The 18,070-nt window shown below is 71.2% G+C and carries 17 protein-coding genes; 6 read left to right on the top strand and 11 right to left on the bottom strand.

What is annotated here, in order from left to right; translation table 11 throughout:
• Window positions 1-91: 91 nt before the first annotated feature.
• The gene (locus ACH4K4_RS38405; RefSeq protein WP_398174928.1) at window positions 92-481 is read right to left on the bottom strand and encodes an ATP-binding protein; all 390 of its coding nucleotides are present in this window, start codon (window positions 479-481) and stop codon (window positions 92-94) included.
• Window positions 482-1,358: 877 nt separating this feature from the next.
• Here ACH4K4_RS38405 and ACH4K4_RS38410 point away from each other — a divergent pair.
• The gene (locus ACH4K4_RS38410; RefSeq protein ID WP_398174931.1) at window positions 1,359-1,694 is read left to right on the top strand and encodes a MerR family transcriptional regulator; all 336 of its coding nucleotides are present in this window, start codon (window positions 1,359-1,361) and stop codon (window positions 1,692-1,694) included.
• Window positions 1,695-1,871: 177 nt separating this feature from the next.
• On the opposite strand, the gene ACH4K4_RS38415 is transcribed toward ACH4K4_RS38410, so the two are convergent.
• Window positions 1,872-2,285 carry an ATP-binding protein gene (locus ACH4K4_RS38415; protein WP_398174934.1) on the bottom strand — a complete coding sequence of 138 codons (414 nt, stop codon included), beginning with the start codon at window positions 2,283-2,285 and terminating at the stop codon, window positions 1,872-1,874.
• A 198-nt stretch (window positions 2,286-2,483) separates the two neighbouring features.
• Window positions 2,484-2,909 (bottom strand): STAS domain-containing protein, encoded by a 426-nt coding sequence (locus tag ACH4K4_RS38420; protein ID WP_398174937.1) that lies wholly within the window; start codon window positions 2,907-2,909, stop codon window positions 2,484-2,486.
• A 299-nt stretch (window positions 2,910-3,208) separates the two neighbouring features.
• Here ACH4K4_RS38420 and ACH4K4_RS38425 point away from each other — a divergent pair, with 299 nt between their 5' ends.
• Entirely contained in the window at window positions 3,209-3,664 is a 456-nt protein-coding gene (locus ACH4K4_RS38425) for a DUF3662 domain-containing protein (protein ID WP_398174940.1), read from the top strand.
• Between the two features lie 372 nt (window positions 3,665-4,036).
• Here ACH4K4_RS38425 and ACH4K4_RS38430 read toward each other — a convergent pair whose 3' ends face one another.
• From ACH4K4_RS38430 to ACH4K4_RS38455, 6 genes are all read right to left on the bottom strand, one after another.
• Window positions 4,037-5,122, bottom strand: coding sequence for an NAD(P)/FAD-dependent oxidoreductase (locus ACH4K4_RS38430; RefSeq protein ID WP_398174943.1), 1,086 nt, complete (start codon window positions 5,120-5,122; stop codon window positions 4,037-4,039).
• Window positions 5,119-7,332: a LodA/GoxA family CTQ-dependent oxidase gene (locus tag ACH4K4_RS38435; protein ID WP_398174946.1), complete on the bottom strand. Its 2,214-nt coding sequence runs from the start codon at window positions 7,330-7,332 to the stop codon at window positions 5,119-5,121. Before ACH4K4_RS38435 ends, ACH4K4_RS38430 begins: the two co-directional genes overlap by 4 nt.
• Window positions 7,329-8,360: a ferritin-like protein gene (locus ACH4K4_RS38440; RefSeq protein ID WP_398174949.1), complete on the bottom strand. Its 1,032-nt coding sequence runs from the start codon at window positions 8,358-8,360 to the stop codon at window positions 7,329-7,331. The genes ACH4K4_RS38435 and ACH4K4_RS38440 overlap by 4 nt, the downstream gene beginning before the upstream one ends.
• Before the next feature lie 413 nt (window positions 8,361-8,773).
• Entirely contained in the window at window positions 8,774-9,898 is a 1,125-nt protein-coding gene (locus tag ACH4K4_RS38445) for a hypothetical protein (RefSeq protein ID WP_398174951.1), read from the bottom strand.
• A gap of 751 nt (window positions 9,899-10,649) precedes the next feature.
• Complete coding sequence (locus tag ACH4K4_RS38450) at window positions 10,650-11,213, bottom strand: EF-hand domain-containing protein (RefSeq protein WP_398174954.1); 564 nt, start codon at window positions 11,211-11,213, stop codon at window positions 10,650-10,652.
• A 160-nt stretch (window positions 11,214-11,373) separates the two neighbouring features.
• Window positions 11,374-11,583, bottom strand: a complete 210-nt coding sequence (locus ACH4K4_RS38455) for a hypothetical protein (protein WP_398174957.1) — start codon at window positions 11,581-11,583, stop codon at window positions 11,374-11,376.
• Between the two features lie 326 nt (window positions 11,584-11,909).
• On the opposite strand from ACH4K4_RS38455, the gene pcaC reads away from it, so the two are divergent.
• From pcaC to ACH4K4_RS38470, 3 genes are read left to right on the top strand one after another with little or no spacing between them, the layout of a single operon-like run.
• Window positions 11,910-13,205, top strand: a complete 1,296-nt coding sequence (gene pcaC, locus ACH4K4_RS38460) for a 4-carboxymuconolactone decarboxylase (protein WP_398174960.1) — start codon at window positions 11,910-11,912, stop codon at window positions 13,203-13,205.
• A 59-nt stretch (window positions 13,206-13,264) separates the two neighbouring features.
• On the top strand, window positions 13,265-13,918 hold the full coding sequence (locus ACH4K4_RS38465; protein WP_398174963.1) for an MBL fold metallo-hydrolase: 654 nt from the start codon (window positions 13,265-13,267) through the stop codon (window positions 13,916-13,918).
• 44 nt (window positions 13,919-13,962) lie between these two features.
• Window positions 13,963-14,742 (top strand): exodeoxyribonuclease III, encoded by a 780-nt coding sequence (locus tag ACH4K4_RS38470; RefSeq protein WP_360124148.1) that lies wholly within the window; start codon window positions 13,963-13,965, stop codon window positions 14,740-14,742.
• A 21-nt stretch (window positions 14,743-14,763) separates the two neighbouring features.
• Here the strand turns inward: ACH4K4_RS38470 and ACH4K4_RS38475 are convergent, their stop codons facing one another.
• A complete protein-coding gene (locus ACH4K4_RS38475) occupies window positions 14,764-16,584 on the bottom strand; it encodes an SGNH/GDSL hydrolase family protein (protein WP_398174967.1) in 1,821 nt (606 codons plus the stop codon).
• Window positions 16,585-16,715: 131 nt separating this feature from the next.
• On the opposite strand from ACH4K4_RS38475, the gene ACH4K4_RS38480 reads away from it, so the two are divergent.
• Window positions 16,716-17,138 (top strand): DUF6278 family protein, encoded by a 423-nt coding sequence (locus tag ACH4K4_RS38480; protein ID WP_398174970.1) that lies wholly within the window; start codon window positions 16,716-16,718, stop codon window positions 17,136-17,138.
• A gap of 26 nt (window positions 17,139-17,164) precedes the next feature.
• On the opposite strand, the gene ACH4K4_RS38485 is transcribed toward ACH4K4_RS38480, so the two are convergent.
• Window positions 17,165-17,920, bottom strand: a complete 756-nt coding sequence (locus tag ACH4K4_RS38485; RefSeq protein WP_398174973.1) for a GntR family transcriptional regulator — start codon at window positions 17,918-17,920, stop codon at window positions 17,165-17,167.
• Window positions 17,921-18,070 lie beyond the last annotated feature (150 nt).

Here is an 18,070-nt window from a genome sequence, read left to right on the forward strand (position 1 = left end):
CAACACATGCTGGCCACCTTCACGGGCCACTGCCCAACCTGCCACCGCCCCGCACCCTGGCAGCCCTACGACACCACCTAACAAAGTCCTACTAGCGGGTGAGATGGGCGCTTACGGTCTTGCCGCCGGCCGCCTGGCCGGTCACGGCGGTGGAGCGGGCGAGTCGGTTGACCATAGGCCAGCCGAACCCTCCGGTGCCGTCGTTCAGGTCGGGGGTGCGCGTGCGCGGGGCCTGCGGACTGCGGTCGTGCACCGCCACCTCGATGGTGTCCGGGTACGCGGTCAGCTCCAAGGCGCAGGTGCCGCCGGCGTGGCGCAGGGCGTTGGTGACGAGTTCCGAGACCACCAGGACCACCGCGTCGGCAGCCCCGGCTGCGATCGCCGGTACGAGACCTCCGAGGAAACCCCGGGTGCTGTCGCGTGCGCCGGCGATGGGCGCCGCGGAGTCGAGGGCGGCGACGTTCATGCTCATCGCTTCCATCACGTCATCCTGGTTTCTGGAGGCAGTGCCGGATCCTGCGTGTCTGGTGCTTGTGCCCCGGTCTGCCGTCCCCAACCCGGCAGCGCCGGCCCTTGCGTCTGCCCGGTTGCTGCCGCGGGCGATTACCTCCGTGCCGGAGGCGCGGAAATCTATGACGGCGGGAGTAGACATTGGGTGGTGGAGTGGTTATGGTTTCTCTCGTAGCCAAGAGGGACAGCAGGGCCTGGCAGAGACGAACTGCCGGGCAGCAGTACACGCAGTGCGCAGGACGGTGCGGCGGTGGAGTACCGAAGCCGGAGCAGTTGCAGGATGGCGACGGGACTGGCGGCCGGACCGGGTGGCCCGCAGTGATCAGGGGCCGCCATGAGCGGGATCGCGGTTAGTGCAGGTGGTCCCGTGGATGCAGTTGGCAGTATCCAGCAGTGCGGAAGCAGTACCTCGGTAAAGGCGTCGACTGCGGGCGCGCGTACCGGGAGTTCGGCAGTGGGGTTCCGGGCCAGAGCAGGACGAGCGACGGGCCGGCTGCCGGAGAGCGGCGCTGTCACAGGCCGCTGAGCAGGTCGCAACACCAGCAGTACGCAGTATCCGTTTGACAAGTAGTTGATCACCGAGGAAGAACGGAGGAACCCGCGCCATCGGGATCGCCCGGGTCGAAGATCTGAGCCCGGGTACCGCAGGACATCGTTAGTGAGGTGGTCTGAGGTCAAGCAACCGCGATCCCCGCACCCCCGGCAGCAGGCAGGCCGGGTCCGCGGAACATAGGAAGCCGGCGCAGTTCCCAGGCCGGCAGATGGTCTAGCAGTTCCTTCGGGGCCCTGGTGCCGTACGGCACCAGGGCCCCTCCACGCGTCCCCCGAACATTCCACAGAGAGTGCCAATGACAGCAGATGACTCCTACGGCCGTCTTGATGACGACGACTACCCCGCTTACACGATGGGCCGGGCCGCCGCGATGCTCGGCACCACCCCGGGCTTCCTGCGCGCCGTCGGCGAAGCCCGCCTCATCACCCCGCTGCGGTCCGAGGGCGGACACCGCCGTTACTCCCGCTACCAGCTGAGGATCGCCGCCCGCGCCCGGGAACTCGTCGACCAGGGCACCCCCATCGAGGCCGCCTGCCGCATCGTCATCCTCGAAGACCAGCTCGAAGAAGCCCAGCGCATCAACGCCGCATACCGCCGCGCCGCCGAGCACCCGCACGACACCGACGACTGACCCGTTCCCGCCGCGCCGCACGAAGCCCCGGCCACGGGACGTCCCGGACGGACGGACATGGCCGGGCCGTAGGCCAGGGACGGCGGAGCCTGGTTTCCGTATCCCCTATCCCGTAACCCGTATCCGGTGGAACCGCTCTGTCTTCGCGCAGTCATGGGCGGTTTTGGCCGGTCGTGGTTATCGGGCGAGGTGGGCGTGGACGGTCTTGCCGCCGAACGCGGTGGGGGTTACCGCGGTGCTCAGGGCCAGGTGCTGGACCATGGGCCAGCCGTATCCGCCGGTGGGCTCGGCCGTGTCCCGGCTGCGGGTGTGCGGAGGGACGGGGCTGCGGTCGGTGACGGCCACGTCCAGGGTGTCGCCGCAGGCGGTCAGGTGCAGCAGACAATCGCCATGGGTGTGGCGCAGGGCGTTGGTGACCAGTTCGGAGACGACCAGGAGGACCGTGTCGGCGGCGTCCGCCTCGGGGGCCGGATCCAGGGAGGTGATAAAGGCATGGGTGGTGGCGCGGGCCCGGGCGGCGTTCACCGGGTGGTTGTCGAAGGCTGCGGTGGTTACCGTGACGCTGGCGGTACGCGTGTCCGTGTCGTGCATCAGACTCACCCCGGTCGTAGATCCGTTGGCGGTACTGGCTCCGCATCTCTTCCTCCCCGTCAACGACTGAGGCGCCCCTTGGCGGACGCTGGAGGTTAAAACCACTCCTCCGAATGAACCTTGGAGCCGTTCATTACGCACGAGGAGGGACTGAAGAGGCGCGCCTTGCCCCGCCGGGTACAGGCGTCTGCTGGGGCATCAGGCTCCTGGGCGGAGCAAGGCGCCGCTGAGAGCGGCTTCCACCGATGCCTGGGGGCGCAGGAGCGCGCTCAGCCTGGCCGTACGAAGGATCCGCAGGTGCCAGGGGTGTGTGCAGACCAGTGCGAAACAGCCGCCGTTTTCCAGGGCGCGGCGGTGGCTTCGGCACAGCAGGGCCAGGGCGGAGCAGTCGAAGAAGGCCGTCGGCCGCAGGTCCACGATCACCCGGGGAGCCGGGCAGGTGAGCGCGGCGTCCAGCAGAGGGCCGGCGTGGGCGACGGTGACGAGGTCGATCTCGCCGTGCAGCTCGATCACGGTGACGCCGTCGACGACGTAGGCGTACGCGGTGCCGCCCGTCTCAGGCAGGGCCTCCGGTCCTTCCCGTGGTCCTCGCGCCCCGGAAACCTGGCCCACTGATTCGTCCATAACCGGTCCTGGGTCGGCACGCCCCGCACCGGCGATGACGGGATCGTGTGCTGAGCGCACAGCACCACCGGGGACTCGGGTGACGAACAGCAGGATAGAGAAGCCGCCCACGAGAAACGGCCGGACACTCGCCGTTGCCCCGAATGAGTGACCCACGCACGGGAGGCCGGTCGGAACGCCGCAGGCCCCCTCCAGGTGGTGAGCGTGTGCGGGGGCAAAGGACGACCGTTGAACACGGCAACTCCAGGGCTACCCGGATGGGCGAACATGGCCGAAACGCGGGCGGACAGGTACCAGGGATGAACATCATCGGACGATTCGAACGGGCCATGGAACGCTGGACGGCCACCGTATGGACCACGGTACGCAAGCCCGCCAAGAAGCCGTTGGACGTCGTGGTCCGGCTGCGCCGGGAGTGCGATGACCACGCCCTGATCGTGGGACGGGGCCGCACGGTGGTGCCCAACTGCTTCGTCGTCGAGCTGCCCGCAGCCAGCCATCGGCGGCTGGCCGGCCACCGGGAGCAGCTCGGTCCCGAGCTGGCCGCCGAGGTCCGGCGCTACGCCGCCGAGCAGTCCTACAGCTTCGCCGGCCCGGTCACCGTGGGGCTCAGGGCCCACCCGGACGGCGGGCGCACTCGCTACCGGGTGCGCAGCCGCCTGGTCCCCTGCCAGGCTCCGGCACTTGCGGACGACCTGACCAAGGCGCTGCCGGTAGTCGCTGCGCCCCGGGCGCACGTAAGCACACGCGCTTGATCCCGGGCGGGTCGGGCGGGGGGGGGCGCCTCGGGCGGACGCGGGCACAGGCCGCAGAACTGGTCGGGGCGCGGCAGGGCCGGTGCGGCAGGAAGAAGCGCCCGACTTCCAGCGGGGCGGCGGCTACGAGGAGGCACTGGGTGAGGTCCAGCCGGTCGACAGCATCTGCGGCGAACCGGACTTCTACCGCTCCGACCGCTCTTTCGCCCAGTTGAAGCGAGCCGTCGGGCTGCGGCCGGGGGCGGCTGGTGCGTGCCGCCGTTCCCGTGCTCGTAGACCTTGCGTTGGCCCGCTGTGCATTGGGGAACCGTGGCCCAGCCCCCTCGGCAGATGCAGTCAGTAACTGACTCGTGTCACGTTGGGGGCATAGTGCTACGGCCCGCCGGGAGGGCTTGTTGCTGCGGGGGTGGCCGCGGCGTGCACGAGCCGGCGTTGGTGGAGGTGGCGGGTGTAGGCCGTGCGTACGAGTTCGGTGTAGGCGGTGGCTGGGTGTGTGTCGCCGTTGAGCAGTGCGATCGCTGCCGTGGCGGCGGGGCCGGCGAGTTCCAGTGCGTGCCGCAGACCGGAGGCGGAGAGGGGGTCGGGGGCCATCGCGGCGTCGCCCACGGCGAGCAGGCTGTCGGTCCAGGGCGGGTCGGCGCTGCCGACGTCCGCGACGCGTTCGGTGCCGGGCCGGGGCAGTCGTCGCGTTCCCAGGCGGGCGGCGGTGTGCGGTGGCGGCCCGGGTCGTGCGGCGCCGGTCGTGTGGACGGGGTGTTGGCGTGCGTGGATGACGGTCAGCTGCCCGGCGCCGGGCTCTGGTGCGCTGTACCACCAGCCGGGGGCATCGGCTTCCACCAGTGACCAGGGAAAAGGCTCGGGGTGCTTGGGGGGCAAGCGCCAGGTGGCGCAGCGCAGCCGGTCGGCACTGGTCCAGTGGAGCCGGCCGCGGCTGATGGCCCGGGCGGCGCCGGTGGCATCGATGAGTACGGGAATCGGCCCGCCGGTGCCGGGGGGCGATGACGCAGGCGGCGGTGTTTGCCGGTTCGCTGTGCGCGGCTGCGGGGCGCGGACCGTGAGCCGCCAACCGCCGGGTCCCGGTGCCGCCTTGATGTGTGCCCGCAGTACGCGGGCCCCGGCGTTTCGGGCCGCCTCTTGGAGCAGGGCGTCGAAGGTGGCGCGGCTGACGGCCAGGGGCGGGCCGTAGGGGTTGAACAGCGCAGGCCGGTGGGCGAGCGTGGTGTCCGTCCATGCGCTGCGGGCTTCTGTCACCGGTGCGGTGATGGTGGCGAGCTGGTCGGCCACGCCCATGGTCCGCAGGACCCGTAGGGCGGCGGAGGACAGTTGCTGTCCCACCGGAGCCCAGGGCCGGCGACCGTCGTCGACCAGCACGACGTCCGCGCCCGCGGTGGCCAGGTGCCAGGCGGTCGCGCAGCCGGCCGGACCGCTGCCGACGACCGCGATGTCGGGGCGGCTCACAAGGGTGCGCCGACGGTCAGGAAGCGTTCCCGGACGAAGGGGTGGCCGAGAGCGGAGATGCCGGTGAGCCGCAGACGCACCGTTTCGGCCGAAGGACCGGCGTACGTGCCGTCGATGATGTGAGGGCCTGCCGCGGAGGCGGAAGGCAGGGCTGTCTCCTGGCCGCCGCGCGTGACCAGGACGGCTGTTCGCACCTGCGTCTCCTCCAGCGCGGGGATGTCGAGGGCGAGCACCTCGTCAGGGTCCCGGCGCACGGTCGTCTTCCCGGCCTCGGTGTGCGGATCCGTGGCGACGGTGACCTGGTAGGGAATGTCGCCGGCCGCCGTCTCGGACGTGCCGATGCGGACGTACCACCGGCCGGCGAGGGCGGGCCGGCCGGGCAGCGGTTCCAGGGGCAGGGCCAGCCGTACCAGCAGCACACCGTTCTCGGCCAGGGTGATGAGGTGGTCGTCGTCCTCGGCGACGTCGGCTGCCAAGGGGGTACGGATCCGCACACTCAGGTTCTGTACGGCGTGGGACCGGACGGTGATTTCGACGCGGTGGTCTTCGTCGGTCAGCAGGAACGGCCACCGGTGTTCGTGCCCTGCCGGCAGTTCGCCGCGCCCGTAGCAGGCCAGATCGGTTCCGGTGAGTTCTTCGGGCGTCTGCCATACGCCGTCGCGGCCGGGGCCGGCCGGTGTGGTCGTCCACTGGCCGTCCGCGGGACAGGCCGGCGGGCCGGTCGGCAGCTCAGGGGAGCGGCGTTCCCGTTCCCGGTAGCGGCCCTGCGGGTCGGGGGTGACGAAGCCGAGCTGGTGCCAGGACGCCGTCATGGCCCGGGCGTCGGGGACCCACTCCCGGGTCCAGGCCCGGTAGGTGTTCTGCGAGCCCTCCGGGATCACCTGGTTGGGGCGGGGGACCGGCCACCACTCGTCATCGCAGTGGAAGAAGTCGGCATGCCAGGGCAGGCACATACGGCTGGTGACATCCCCGGCGACAACGGTTTCGGCGAAGCGCAGGGCACGGTGTGGCCGGGCCCAGCGTTCGGTCTTGAGCAGGAACCATCCTGCTTCGATGCCGGGGAAGAACGCCTTGCCGACGCAGCCTTCCAGCGCGGCCTGGTCCAGGCCCTCAGGTGTCACGGCCCGCTCCTGGGGCCGTTGGTCCCAGTCCCGGTGGAAGTCGCCGTCGCGCCACCTGTCCAGCATGTACAGCTGGCGGTCGGTCAGGCGGGGTTCCTCAAGATCGGGGTTGACCTGCATGCGAGGCATCAGCTTCCGGGTCTGATCGCCTCGTTCCAGCCAGCTGTGGATCTTGCGCCGGTGGTAGAAGCCGTACATCGGCTCCGGCCACCCCAGGTGCTTGCCGCCCGCGGGCCCGTAGACAGCGTTCATATGGCGTGCCCGCTCAAGCACCGGCTGGATGTCGCGCGCGTAGGAGGGGGTGTAGCCGTCGAGCTCACCGCGTGCGGTGAACAGGTCCTGTAGCCGGTCCCAGAGGGTGACCACGGTCTCCAGCCCCGGAGCGTATTTGGGCGGTGCTGTCATCACCCAGGCGGCCTCCACCGGCAGCGGCGCCGTGCGCCCGGCGATGCGGACGTGAGCCTGGACCGGCCCGTCGGCGATGTCGTCCCACCAGCCGGGGCTGTCGAAGCCGTCGAGCTCACGGCCGGCGGGCGAACCGGCGGCACCGCTGCCACCGAGCACCAGCAGATGGCCGTCCGCATCGGTCCTCAGCTCCCCGAGAACCACCGGCTGTGGCATGCCCCCGAAGGCGATACGGCCGCGGGCGGGCTGTCCACGCTCACCCCTCCCGCTGATCTCCAGGCAGCCCGGATCGATGGTCAGCGCATTGCGGCCCGCCTCATCGTGCGACGTCGTCTCCTCGCCCGCCTCCTTGTTCCGCCATTTCCCGTCGGCGAGCGCCGTCTCCGCACAGGCTTTCTTGTTCACCAGGTGCACGGTCCACTGAATGCGTACGTCGTCGTGGTGGGACAGCTCTCTCCACCGGTCGCCGGCCTGGTTGAAGCCGAAGCAGCGGAATCTGGCTGCCTGGCGTTTGATACGGCCTTGACTGTCCTTGTAGTGCCCTTCAGCGCCGGGCGAGGGAACCGTCCCGGGCCGCTCCGGGCCGACGAAAAAGGCATCGGGGCTGTTGCCCACCCGGGCCACACCGATGGCCGGGTGGATACGCACATGATGGATGTCTTCGAGGCTGAGAGGCTCGGTCATGCCAGGAACTCCGGGCCGTAGACGGGGGTGGGCTGTAGCTTGAGCAGCCGGCGGGCGGCGACGGTGAGCCGGCGCATCACATCACCCTGCACATCCGGGGAGGACACGCCGTCCGAACCGGACCACTGCGCCTGCAGAGAGGCCAGCACGGCGCGGTAGGCGGTGTTGCAGTCCGCCAGGGCCTCGACGAGGTTTTCCGGAGGGCTTGGCCAGCCGCCTTCGGGGACCTGGGCCAAGGGGAGCACAGCGGGGCGAGGGATCGCCTCACCGGTGAAGTCCCAGACCTGCTCGCCCTCCCGCTGCAACAGGCGCCGGCCCTTCCAATGCTCCGCGAAACGGTAGTAATGAGCCCGCTCGGCCGGATCGGTGCCGCCGTTGGGGGACTGGCCGGTGCCCTCTCCCTGCTCACAGATCAGCTTGATCGCCGCCAGTCCCGCTTTCACGTCCTCGACCGGAGTCAGCTCGTCCCCGCCGATCTTCAGCGCGACCTGACAGCCGCCCCCGAAGCCCTCGGTCTCGGCGATGCGGGGCAGCTCCGCGGCGATCCGCGCATAGAACTGCCCGATGGTGGCTCCCCGGGCATGGGGCGTGACCTTGTGCTCGGGCTCCTCGATGTCCATGAAGACCCGCAGGACGTCCTCGGGGTCTTCGACGGTGGCGGAAACGCCTTTCAGGGCGATGACCAGCCCGGGCTGCACGCCGCCCGGCAGCGCGGTCGGATAGCGAGGAGCCACCGGAACCCCACCGAGCTCACCGGTCAGCTGCGGCGTGCCACCGGCCGCCGTAAGCAGGTTGCAGGCCAGCCCCATGTGCAGCATCTCCTGCCAGGCGATGCCCAGCAGCGCGTCCGCCAGCTCCGCGGCCGGGTCTTCGACCGACCAGTAGGCGTACAGGTACGGCGGGATGGTGCTCAGCTCCAGTTGCACGGCGATCTGCAGGCAGCGGCGCAGCCACCGCTTGTCGCACTGCGGCGACGGCACGGCGAGCAGCTGGGCGATCGATGGCTGAGGCAACGTGCCGGTGCTCATACATGGCCCCTTCTTGTGTCCCCAGCCAGTCTCCCTGGCCGCACGCCGCCGACCCGGTGGACACACCTGCGCAGACGGATGACGACGCAGGCCGCGGACGGGCTGTCGGGTACGACTGGGGCAGGGCTGGTGCGTGCAGGCCGCGTAGTTCGCATTCGCATCGGGCTGCGGCGGGCTTGTGGGCGTCTTGAGTACGGCACCAGGCGCATCCGAAAAGCCGGCCCCGGTGGCCTGCTGACCGCCGTCGTCCCCGCCGACTCCAAGATCGCTGGGCTGGGTGCCATCACCGTCAACGGCGAAATTGAGACGGTGGTACTGGGCAGTTGCCTGTGATGGACGCAGCGGCGACACGCAGCGTGTAGCCCTGGCCGCGGCGGGCCGCGGTAGGCCCGCGGCCCGCTGTCCCCGGTCGGTTAGGGCAGGGACCACCAGTTGACCCACAGTTCGGAGTCATCGGTGATGAGGAACTCGTAGGGGCGCTGGGCGGCGTTGGTGTTGTCCTGCACGGTGAGTACCTCGCCGGGACGTTCGATGACACGTCCGGTCGCGGTGCCGTGGTCGGCCCATTTCCACGTGCTGCCGTCCCACCAGTTCGCGTACAGCTTGGAGTCGTCGCCGATGACGAAGGCGTACGGGCGTTGAGCGGCGGTCGGTGCGTCCTGAACGGTGATGGCGCCGACGGAGTCGAGGATGAGCCGCCCGCTGGGTGTGCCCTGGGCGGTCCAGTGCCAGGTGCTGCCGTCCCACCAGTTCAGGTACAGCTTGGAGTCGTAGCCCTGGACGAACACGTAGGGCCGCTCGGGCGCGGTGGGGCTGTCCTGGACGCTGAGGACGCCCGCGCCCTTCTTGACCGGTTGGCCGGCCGGGCGGCCGTGGTCGGCCCACGTCCAGGTGCTGCCGTCCCACCAGCTGCACCAGACCTGCGAATCGGAGGTGATGACGTAGGCGTAGGGACGGGCGTAGGAGGTGGGGGTGTCGCGGACGGTGGTGACGCCGAGCGGGCGGGAGATGGTGTGGCTGGGCGGGGTGCCGTGATCGGCCCAGTGCCACGCCGCGCCGTCCCACCAGTTGCACCACAGGTGGAAATCGTCGGTGAGGACGAAGGCGTAGGGGCGTTCGGCCGCGGTCGGGCTGTCCTGGACGACGACGACTCCGACGCCCTCGCGGACCTTGCGTCCGCTGGGTGTGCCGTGGTCGCTCCAGTGCCAGGTGCTGCCGTCCCACCAGTTCGCGTACAGCTTGGAGTTGTCGGCGATGACGAAGGTGTACGGGCGCTGTGCCGAGTTCGGGGTGTCGCGGACCGTGAGGGAGCCGACCTTTTCGAGGAGGGTGCGTCCGGGCGGAACGCCGTGGTCGGCCCAGGCCCACTTGCCGCCGTCCCACCAGTTGGCGTGCAGCTTCGAGTCGTAGCCGCGGACGAAGACGTACGGTCGCTGAGCCGCTTGCGGGTCATCCTGGACGGTGACCGCTCCGGCGGTGGCGCGAACGCCGATCGTCGCGGTGGGTTTCTGCTGGTCGTTCCAGTTCCATGAAGCCATCGTGTGCCCTCTCCAGCCCCCGTCCTGCGGCGTCGCGGACTGGGGGCGTGCTGGTCGGACTGCTGATGAACGGGCGCCGCAGAAGACAGGCGCGCGTTCACCGGAACAGGGGCACGGGTCCGGCCGGAGGCCCGCTGGGTTCCGCGTGACGAAACTTTGGCACCGTGCTCAGGGCCTGTCACCGGCGCACCCGACCGATCATCCCGCGCCCCGAGGGTTTCGGACACAGGCGGCCAAGACGGTGCGTTTCGGCCATCCCTGCCCGCCGAAAGGACACCCCGGCCCCGTCCCTCCACGGGGCCGGCCGACACCCTTGCGGAAATCCCACCGACAGCCGACGGATCCAGCCGAAACTCCACCCGCCGACGCTCAACGCCCAGCACCTCAGCAACACTTGCGGTCACCCCCAACACCCCCGACCCACCACCACCGTCTCAAAACCGTGCCCACCGGCCGGCGCTGTGCCGAAGTGCTGCCCGGGCGGCGCCCCGGGACGGGGCCCGCACCGTCGAGGACGTGCCCAGACGCAGCGGCTGGGGCGGTGGCCAAGGAGCAGATGATCGGAGGGCAGGTCAGGTGCGCGACATCACTTTCGAGAGACACGAACGCTGCGGCGTCCGAGGGCTGCTCCCCGTGAACGGTCTCGCGGAGTGCACCGCCAGCGCCGAGGGCGGCAAGCTGTCCGACGGCCGGTGCGAGCCGGAGATGAACAGCCGTCTGTCTTCACCTGTCCGTCGGGGCGACAGGGCGGTCAGGCGGGATCCAGTGGTCCGAGCAGCCATACGCCGGTGGAGGTGGGCTCCTCGCTGAAGTAGAACTCCCGGATTGCCTGGAGCATGTCGTCCCGGCTGATCAGCCCGTCGGCGTCCCGGTCGAGGCGGCCGAAGACCTCGCGGGCATCCGGTTCGGGCAGCCCCATCAGGGCGCCGGACCAGCGGACCTGCTCGTCCCGGGTCAGTTTCCCGTCGCCGTCCTGGTCCGCGATGTCCATCAGCGCATCGAGGAAGGGCATGTATCCGGCGTCGAAGGAAGCGGGTGTGACCAGCAACCCGGCGGCGAACGCAGTCTGGTACTCGGCAAGGCTGATGCGTCCGTCGGCGTTGGTATCAGCGGCCCGGGACAAGTGCTGCCACAGGCCGTCGCTCAGTTCCCGCATGCGTTTGAGCGCGGGGGTGTCGGGCGCGAGGTGGAAGGCGTCGGCGAGGCGGTCGCAGGCCGACGTGAAGTCGGCGCGGTCGATGTAACCGTCACCGTTCGTGTCGAAGGTGGCGAAGCGGCGGGCGAGCTTGCGCTGCAGGAACGGCGAGATGTCCATGCCCGACACCCTGCCTGCCGGCGCGGCGCCTGAGAAGCCACTGCTGACCGTAAGTACCCCGTACGAGGCGCCAGATGGGAAGCTCAGCTACGGCAGGTAGAGCAATCAACCGCCAGACAGAACGCTCCCTCGCAACTGTGGCTCCGCGCCGCTGCGGCGGTCAGTTCGAACGGCAGAACCGGCGGAGGCCCACCCGCTTGATCGCTCCAGCCGCTTCCAGCCGTGTCAGGTGGTAGGCGACCGACGGGGGGCTGGACAGGCCGACTTGCCGGTCGATCTCACGGATCGACGACGCCTCTCGGTGCTCGGCAATCCACTCGCTGATGCACCGCAGGGTGCACAGTTGCCGCTCGGTGAGGTGACCCCTCACGCCGCCCGCCTTGCCTGCCGGCTCCGGGCCTGTCGTCGCAGCTCGACACGTGCAGACGGCGAGCTTCCTGGGAAGGCGGCTTGGAACGGGTGCCAGAGCACCACGGTCGTCAGGCGAAGGAGACCACGGCGCAGCGCCGTGGTGTGCCGCGGACGCGAGGCGGCGAGCGCCGCATAAACGCCGGATGCAGAGGTTCTCCGCGGAGTCGTCACCACAGGGGACGGCCTGCACGGGGGGTGCGGCGGAGGGGCAGGCGTGAGTAGCCGAGACCCGCTAGGTTCACCCCGACGATGTGACATCCCGTGACAGATGAGAGGGTCAGGCGGATGAGTGAGACGACGGTGAAGACCCTGCAATTCCGCTCTGACGGGCCGGAAGACGCACCTTGTCTGGTTTTGGGTGCGGCGCTCGGTACTACGTGGCATATGTGGGATCGGCAGGTTCCCGAGTTGGCCCGGCACTGGCGTGTCATCCGGTTCGATCTGCCCGGTCATGGCGGTTCGCCCGCTTATCCGGCCGCCTCCGTCGCCGAGCTGGCCGACCGGCTGGTCGCCACCCTCGACGTGCTGGGTGTGGATCGTTTCGGCTACGCGGGGTGTTCCGCCGGTGGCGCGATCGGTGCGCAGCTCGCGCTCACCCGGCCGCAGCGGGTCACCTCGCTCGCTCTCATCTCGTCCTCCCCGCGCTACGGGACCGCCGACTCCTGGCGCCAGCGCGGGGTGGTGGTCCGTACGAACGGGCTCGATCCGATTGCCCGTACCTCGCCCGAGCGCTGGTTCACCGCCGGTTTCGCCGGTGCCCAGCCCGCCATCGTGGAGTGGGCCGTCCAGATGGTGCGCACTACCGATCCGGGGTGCTACATCGCGGCCTGCGAGGCGATGGCCTCCTTCGACGTCCGGTCCTCGCTCCAGCGGATCGGGGTGCCCACCCTCGTCGTCGTCGGCTCCGAGGACCAGGTCACACCGACCACCGACGCCCGTACCCTGGTGGCCGGCATACCGGACGCGAGTCTGGCGCTGGTTCCCGGTACGTCCCACCTGGCGCCCGTCGAGCAGCCCGCCGCCGTCACCGAGCTGCTCATCCGGCACTTCACCGCAGCCTGGCACGACAAGCCGGGCGCCACGGGGCAGACCGCGATCGGTGCCGCCGCGCCCAAGCCGGTGCTCGCGCCCGCGCCGCCGCCCCCGGTGGTGGCGCCCGCGGCCATCGAGTCCGGCGTCGCGCAGCCGGAGATGGCCAGGGGCGGCGCGTACGAGCAGGGGGTCAAGGTCCGCCGCGAGGTGCTCGGCGACGCGCACATGGACCGGGTGGAGGAGACGGCCGACGGCTTCACCGGGGAGTTCCAGGAGTTCGTGACCCGCTACGCGTGGGGCGAGATGTGGTCCCGGCCGGGGCTGGACCGGCGTACCCGCAGCATCGTCACCCTGACCGCGCTGGTCGCCCGCGGCCACCAGGACGAGCTGGCCCTGCACACCCGCGCCGCGCTCCGCAACGGGCTCACGCCCACGGAGATCAAGGAAGTCCTGCTGCACACCGCGGTCTACTGCGGTGTGCCCGCGGCCGACGCCGCGTTCGCGGTGGCCCAGCGCGTCATACGCGAGGAGACCACCCCGGAGGGCTGACCCGGCCCCTCGCGCGCCCCTCCGGGCCCCGGCGTACCCCCGCGCGGCAAGATGGGGGCATGGAACTCACGAAGAAGACCCACGCCTGTGTCCGGCTGGAGAAGGACGGGCAGGTGCTCGTCATCGACCCCGGTCTCTTCAGCGAGCCGGACGCGGCGGTCGGCGCCGACGCGATCCTGATCACCCACGAGCACATGGACCACTTCGACGAGGAGCGGCTGCGCGCGGGCATGGAGGCCAACCGCGGGGCCGAGATCTGGACCCTGTCCAGTGTCGCCGAGCAGATTTCCGCCGCCTTCCCCGGGCGGGTGCACACGGTCGGTGAGGGGGACACCTTTACCGCGGCGGGCTTCGACGTCGAGGTGCACGGGCAGCTGCACGCCGTCATTCACCCGGACATTCCGCGCATCACCAACGTCGGCTACCTGATCACCACCGAGGACGACGGTACGACCGTCTTCCACCCGGGTGACGCGCTCACCGTCCCGCAGGGCCGTACGGTCGACACGCTGCTGCTGCCCGTGCACGCGCCCTGGAACAAGGTCGCCGAGGTGATCGACTACGTCCGCGAGGTCCGGCCGCGCCGCTCCATCGACATCCACGACAGCCTGCTGCAGGACCACGCCCGTCCGGTGTACGACGGAATGATCGAAAAGCTCGGGGGTGCCCGGCACGACCGCCTGACCCCCGGCGGGCACACCGGCTTGAGCTGAGAGCCTGACGCCCGCTGTCACACCCCCGCTGTAGGTTTACGGATATGCGCATCGCGACCTGGAACGTCAATTCGATCACCGCCCGCCTCCCGAGGCTGCTGGCCTGGCTGGAGAACACCGGCACGGACGTGCTGTGCATCCAGGAGACCAAGTGCTCGGCCGAACAGTTCCCGTACGACCAGCTGCGCGAGCTGGGCTACGAGGCCGCCGTGAACGCCACCGGGCGGTGGAACGGCGTCGCGCTGCTGTCGCGGGTGGGCCTGGAGGACGTGACCCCCGGCCTGGCCGGCGGCCCGGATTACGAAGGGGTGCAGGAGCCGCGCGCGGTCTCCGCGACCTGCGGTCCGGCCCGCGTCTGGTCGGTGTACGTCCCCAACGGCCGGGAGATCGACCACGCGCACTTCGCGTACAAGCTCCAGTGGTTCGAGGCGCTCAAGGCGGCCGTCGCCGAGGACGCGGCGGGTCCGCGCCCCTTCGCGGTCCTCGGCGACTTCAACGTCGCGCCCACCGACGACGACGTGTGGGACACCTCCGTCTTCGAGGGCATGACGCATGTGACGCCCGCCGAGCGCGCCGCTCTCGGCGCCCTGCGGGAGGCCGGCCTGTCGGACGTCGTGCCGCGCCCCCTGAAGTACGACCGCCCCTTCACCTACTGGGACTACCGCCAGCTCTGCTTCCCGAAGAACAAGGGCATGCGCATCGACCTGGTCTACGGCAACGAGCCGTTCGCCAAGGCCGTCTCGGACGCCTATGTGGACCGCGAGGAGCGCAAGGGGAAGGGCGCCTCGGACCACGCCCCGGTGGTCGTCGACCTGGATGTTTAGGGCGGTAGCCGGTTCGGTCTGCTAGGGCGCCGAGGTGGTGCGGGTCGGTGGTGGGAGTGTGCGCAGGTCCACCGACTCGCCGAGCGCCCGCAGGCCCGCGTCGCCGGGGTGCAGGTGGTCGCCGCTGTCGTAGGCGGGCAGCAGCCGCTGCGGGCGCGCCGGGTCCCGCAGTACCGCGTCGAAGTCGAGTACCGCGTCGAAGTCCGCGCCGCGTGCCCGGAGGGCGGCGTTCACGGCGGTGCGCCGTTCCTCGACCGCCGCCGTGCAGTCCGGGAAGCCCTCGCACGGTGCGAGGGTCGCGGCCACCACCCGCAGCCCGCGCTCGTGTGCGCGCCGGGCGATGGACCGCAGCCCCGCCAGGACCTCGCGCGCCGGGGTCCCCGCGCGGACGTCGTTGATGCCCTCGAAGACCACGACCGTACGGACCGACGGCTGGGCCAGCACGTCCCGCTCCAGCCGGTGCCGGGCGCTGACCCCGCCGGTGTCGGTGCTCACGCCGTCCCCCGGATAGCGGTCGGTGACGACCCGGTTCGCCGCGATGCCGCTGTTGACGACGCCGTAGCGCGGCAGCAGGTGCTGTGCCTGGAGGCGGCGGGCCAGCACGTCGGGCCAGCGGCGGTTGGCGCCCGGCGTCGAGCCCTGGCCGTCGGTGACGGAGTCGCCGAGCGTCACGACGGACCCCGGGCCGCCGGTGACGTCCACCCCGGTCAGGAACGGCCAGCCGGTCAGCGTGCCCGGGTACGAGGCGCCGCCGGTCTCGCCCGTACGGTCTCCGCTGCCCGCCGCGCCGGCGTAGGAGACCTGCCGGGACTCCCGGTGCACCGGCGCCGCCGTCACCGTGCCCGGCAGGTGGAGGCTGATCAGGAGGTTGCGGCCCGGGGGTATGGGGAAGTCCAGCGGATCGCCGGTCGCCTGGGCGCCGGCCGGGATGCGTACGGCCCGCCGCCCGTCGAACGTCAGCGGTACGGGTCGGCGTGCCGCTCCGGCCCCGCCGTCCGCGCCTTGGACGGCCACGCTCGCCGCCCCGATGTCCACCGGCGCCGACGCGAAGGTGTTCGCCAGCCGGACACGGACCCGTGGTCCGCCCGCGCCGCTGTGCACGACCAGCCGCAGCGTCTGGTCCCGCCAGGGCCCGACCTTCGCGTAGCCGGCCGTACTCGCCCCCCAACTCCCCGTCCAGGCGGCCCCGTTGTCGCGCACGGTGACAGCGAAGACATGCAGGTCGGCGCCCGGACCCGGGTCCCTGGGCAGGACGAGCGCGGCCACCTCGCGCCCGCGCGCCACCGGCACGCTCACCACGTACAGCCGCGTCCGCTCCGCCCGTTGGCCGCCGGGCGTATTCATGTGCGGCAGCGCCACGGCCTTGGTGCTCAGCGGACCCGTACGCCAGTCCGGCGCGGTCAGCCGGTACGTGCTGCGCGACCCGTCCCGGTAGCGGACCGTGCCGGTCCCGGTCACCGCGCCGCCCGTCGCCGCGACGAGCAGGGACAGCGCGTCGCCGCGCCCGCTCAGCCGTACCGCCTGGCCGTCGGCCCGTACGTTGTCGGGGCGGCCGGCGGCGGCGCACGGCCACCGCAGCCGGGCCGCGTCGAAGGTCAGCACCCGGCCCGGCGTCCAGCCGGCCGCGGCGAGATCGCGCGCGGACAGCGAGTTGCCGGCGCCGTCGAAGTCCGCCGACGCCGGGGCGGACGGCTCGCTGACCGCCGTGTTGTCGAAGAGTTTCTCCAACGGCGCCGGTTCGGCGGGCCGTTGCGTCGGCGCCGGGGCCGCCGGGCCCGCCGCGGAGGCGAGGGCACAGGAAAGTACCGGGGCGAGGACCGCACCCCGCAGTCGTACGCGCATACGGTGTTCCTTCCGGTGTCGCCGGGCACGGACCGGAGCCGGCCCGAGCCGGTGGCCGGGGACGGTGATCGGGCCACCGGCCTGCCGCGCGCCTGTGGCCACCGCCCCGGCCCGGGTGGGACGCTACGCCCATGAACATGTCTTTCCTGGACAAGTGGCGCAAGCGCCCGGAAGCGGGCCCCGCTGTCGAAGACGACCCCGAAGGCGCGGCGGTGCTCCTGGCGGAGTGCGAGCTGCTGCGCGCCCAGGCCCAGACCGAAGGCGTGGAACTGGACGACTCGGTGCACTCGTTGGAGGCGCTGGACCAGCTGCGGCCCGCGTGGCGCGACGACCCCGACGTGGTGACCTGGCTCGGCAACGACGCGGGCTGTTACCTGGGCACGGTGCTGGTGCGTACGGTGCCCGGCGCGGCCTGGAAGGTGTGGCCCAGCGGCGAGCCGGTGGTGCGGCTGGCGTCCGGCCGGGAGGTGGACGTGGTGACGGCGGGCCGGGACTGGGCGGCCAACGGCGCGCCCGAACTCTCCCAGCTCTACGCGGAGGCCGCCGAGAGCTGAGAGCCCGTGTCACGGCCGCGGGCCGGTCACACGAACCCGATGTCGTACGCGAGCCGCCAGCGGTCGGCCCGTACGACGAGGTCGGAGGTCTCCACGGCCCGTCCGTCCGCGTCGAAGTGCGTGCGCTCCACGACCGTCACGCACTGCCCCGGCGAGCAGCCCAGCGCCTCCGCCTCGGCAGTGGAAGCGGGCCGGGACCCCACGCGCTCCTCGGCGCGCACCACCCGGATCCCGATGGCGGCCATGCGCCCCCGCACCCCGCGCCGGGCATAGGGACCGCACTCCGGGAAGACGACGTCGGTGCCCTCGGTGATGGCGAGCGGTTCCCAGCTGGTGGCGAGCTGTACGGGCTGCCGGTTGGCCAGGTACTCGTACACCGAGCGCACGACGCCGGTGCCCGGCACGATGCACAGCCGCCGCGCCACCCGTTCCGAGGCCGCGTCCGTCGACGAGGACGCTTCCCAGGTCAGCGGCGCGCCGTCGGGTGAGCCCTCCAGGGAGATGCGGGCCGCGAACGGGGAGTCCACGGCTCCCGTCGACCGCAGCAGGGTGCCGATCGGCGCCCGGTCGGTCACGAACACCCCCCGCCCGAACTGCCCTTCCGCGTAACCGGCGGCCTTCAGGACCCGCACCGCCCGGTCCACGGTCTGGTCGCTGGCCCCGTAGGCGCGCTTGAGCTGGGAGCGGGAGGGGATCCGCGCGCCGACGGGGAGGGTTCCCTCGTCGATCCGGCGGCGCAGGTCGTCGGCGATGCGCTGGAAGACAGGTCGGTTGTCACCCATGCCCCACAGGCTAGGTACGCAGGCCACTCTGTGTACCTAGGGAGAGGTGGGCGGGCTAGGTGTGTTGTTTGAGGAGGTTGGTGACGCGGCTGGCTGGGGTGTGGCCGCCGATGCCGGTGTGGGGTCGGTGGTAGTTGTACCAGTCGAGCC

It is taken from the genome of Streptomyces sp. NPDC017529 (genome assembly GCF_044329785.1).
Taxonomy (GTDB): Bacteria; Actinomycetota; Actinomycetes; order Streptomycetales; family Streptomycetaceae; genus Streptomyces.

Excerpts from the sequence above, each read along its gene's own strand:
- ACH4K4_RS38405 (WP_398174928.1), bottom strand. The coding sequence starts at position 481 with ATGGAAGCGATGAGCATGAACGTCGCCGCCCTCGACTCCGCGGCGCCC.
- ACH4K4_RS38410 (WP_398174931.1), top strand. The coding sequence starts at position 1,359 with ATGACAGCAGATGACTCCTACGGCCGTCTTGATGACGACGACTACCCC.
- ACH4K4_RS38415 (WP_398174934.1), bottom strand. The coding sequence starts at position 2,285 with ATGCACGACACGGACACGCGTACCGCCAGCGTCACGGTAACCACCGCA.
- ACH4K4_RS38420 (WP_398174937.1), bottom strand. The coding sequence starts at position 2,909 with ATGGACGAATCAGTGGGCCAGGTTTCCGGGGCGCGAGGACCACGGGAA.
- ACH4K4_RS38425 (WP_398174940.1), top strand. The coding sequence starts at position 3,209 with ATGAACATCATCGGACGATTCGAACGGGCCATGGAACGCTGGACGGCC.
- ACH4K4_RS38435 (WP_398174946.1), bottom strand. The coding sequence starts at position 7,332 with ATGACCGAGCCTCTCAGCCTCGAAGACATCCATCATGTGCGTATCCAC.
- ACH4K4_RS38440 (WP_398174949.1), bottom strand. The coding sequence starts at position 8,360 with ATGAGCACCGGCACGTTGCCTCAGCCATCGATCGCCCAGCTGCTCGCC.
- ACH4K4_RS38445 (WP_398174951.1), bottom strand. The coding sequence starts at position 9,898 with ATGGCTTCATGGAACTGGAACGACCAGCAGAAACCCACCGCGACGATC.
- ACH4K4_RS38450 (WP_398174954.1), bottom strand. The coding sequence starts at position 11,213 with ATGGACATCTCGCCGTTCCTGCAGCGCAAGCTCGCCCGCCGCTTCGCC.
- pcaC (WP_398174960.1), top strand. The coding sequence starts at position 11,910 with ATGAGTGAGACGACGGTGAAGACCCTGCAATTCCGCTCTGACGGGCCG.
- ACH4K4_RS38465 (WP_398174963.1), top strand. The coding sequence starts at position 13,265 with ATGGAACTCACGAAGAAGACCCACGCCTGTGTCCGGCTGGAGAAGGAC.
- ACH4K4_RS38470 (WP_360124148.1), top strand. The coding sequence starts at position 13,963 with ATGCGCATCGCGACCTGGAACGTCAATTCGATCACCGCCCGCCTCCCG.
- ACH4K4_RS38475 (WP_398174967.1), bottom strand. The coding sequence starts at position 16,584 with ATGCGCGTACGACTGCGGGGTGCGGTCCTCGCCCCGGTACTTTCCTGT.
- ACH4K4_RS38480 (WP_398174970.1), top strand. The coding sequence starts at position 16,716 with ATGAACATGTCTTTCCTGGACAAGTGGCGCAAGCGCCCGGAAGCGGGC.
- ACH4K4_RS38485 (WP_398174973.1), bottom strand. The coding sequence starts at position 17,920 with ATGGGTGACAACCGACCTGTCTTCCAGCGCATCGCCGACGACCTGCGC.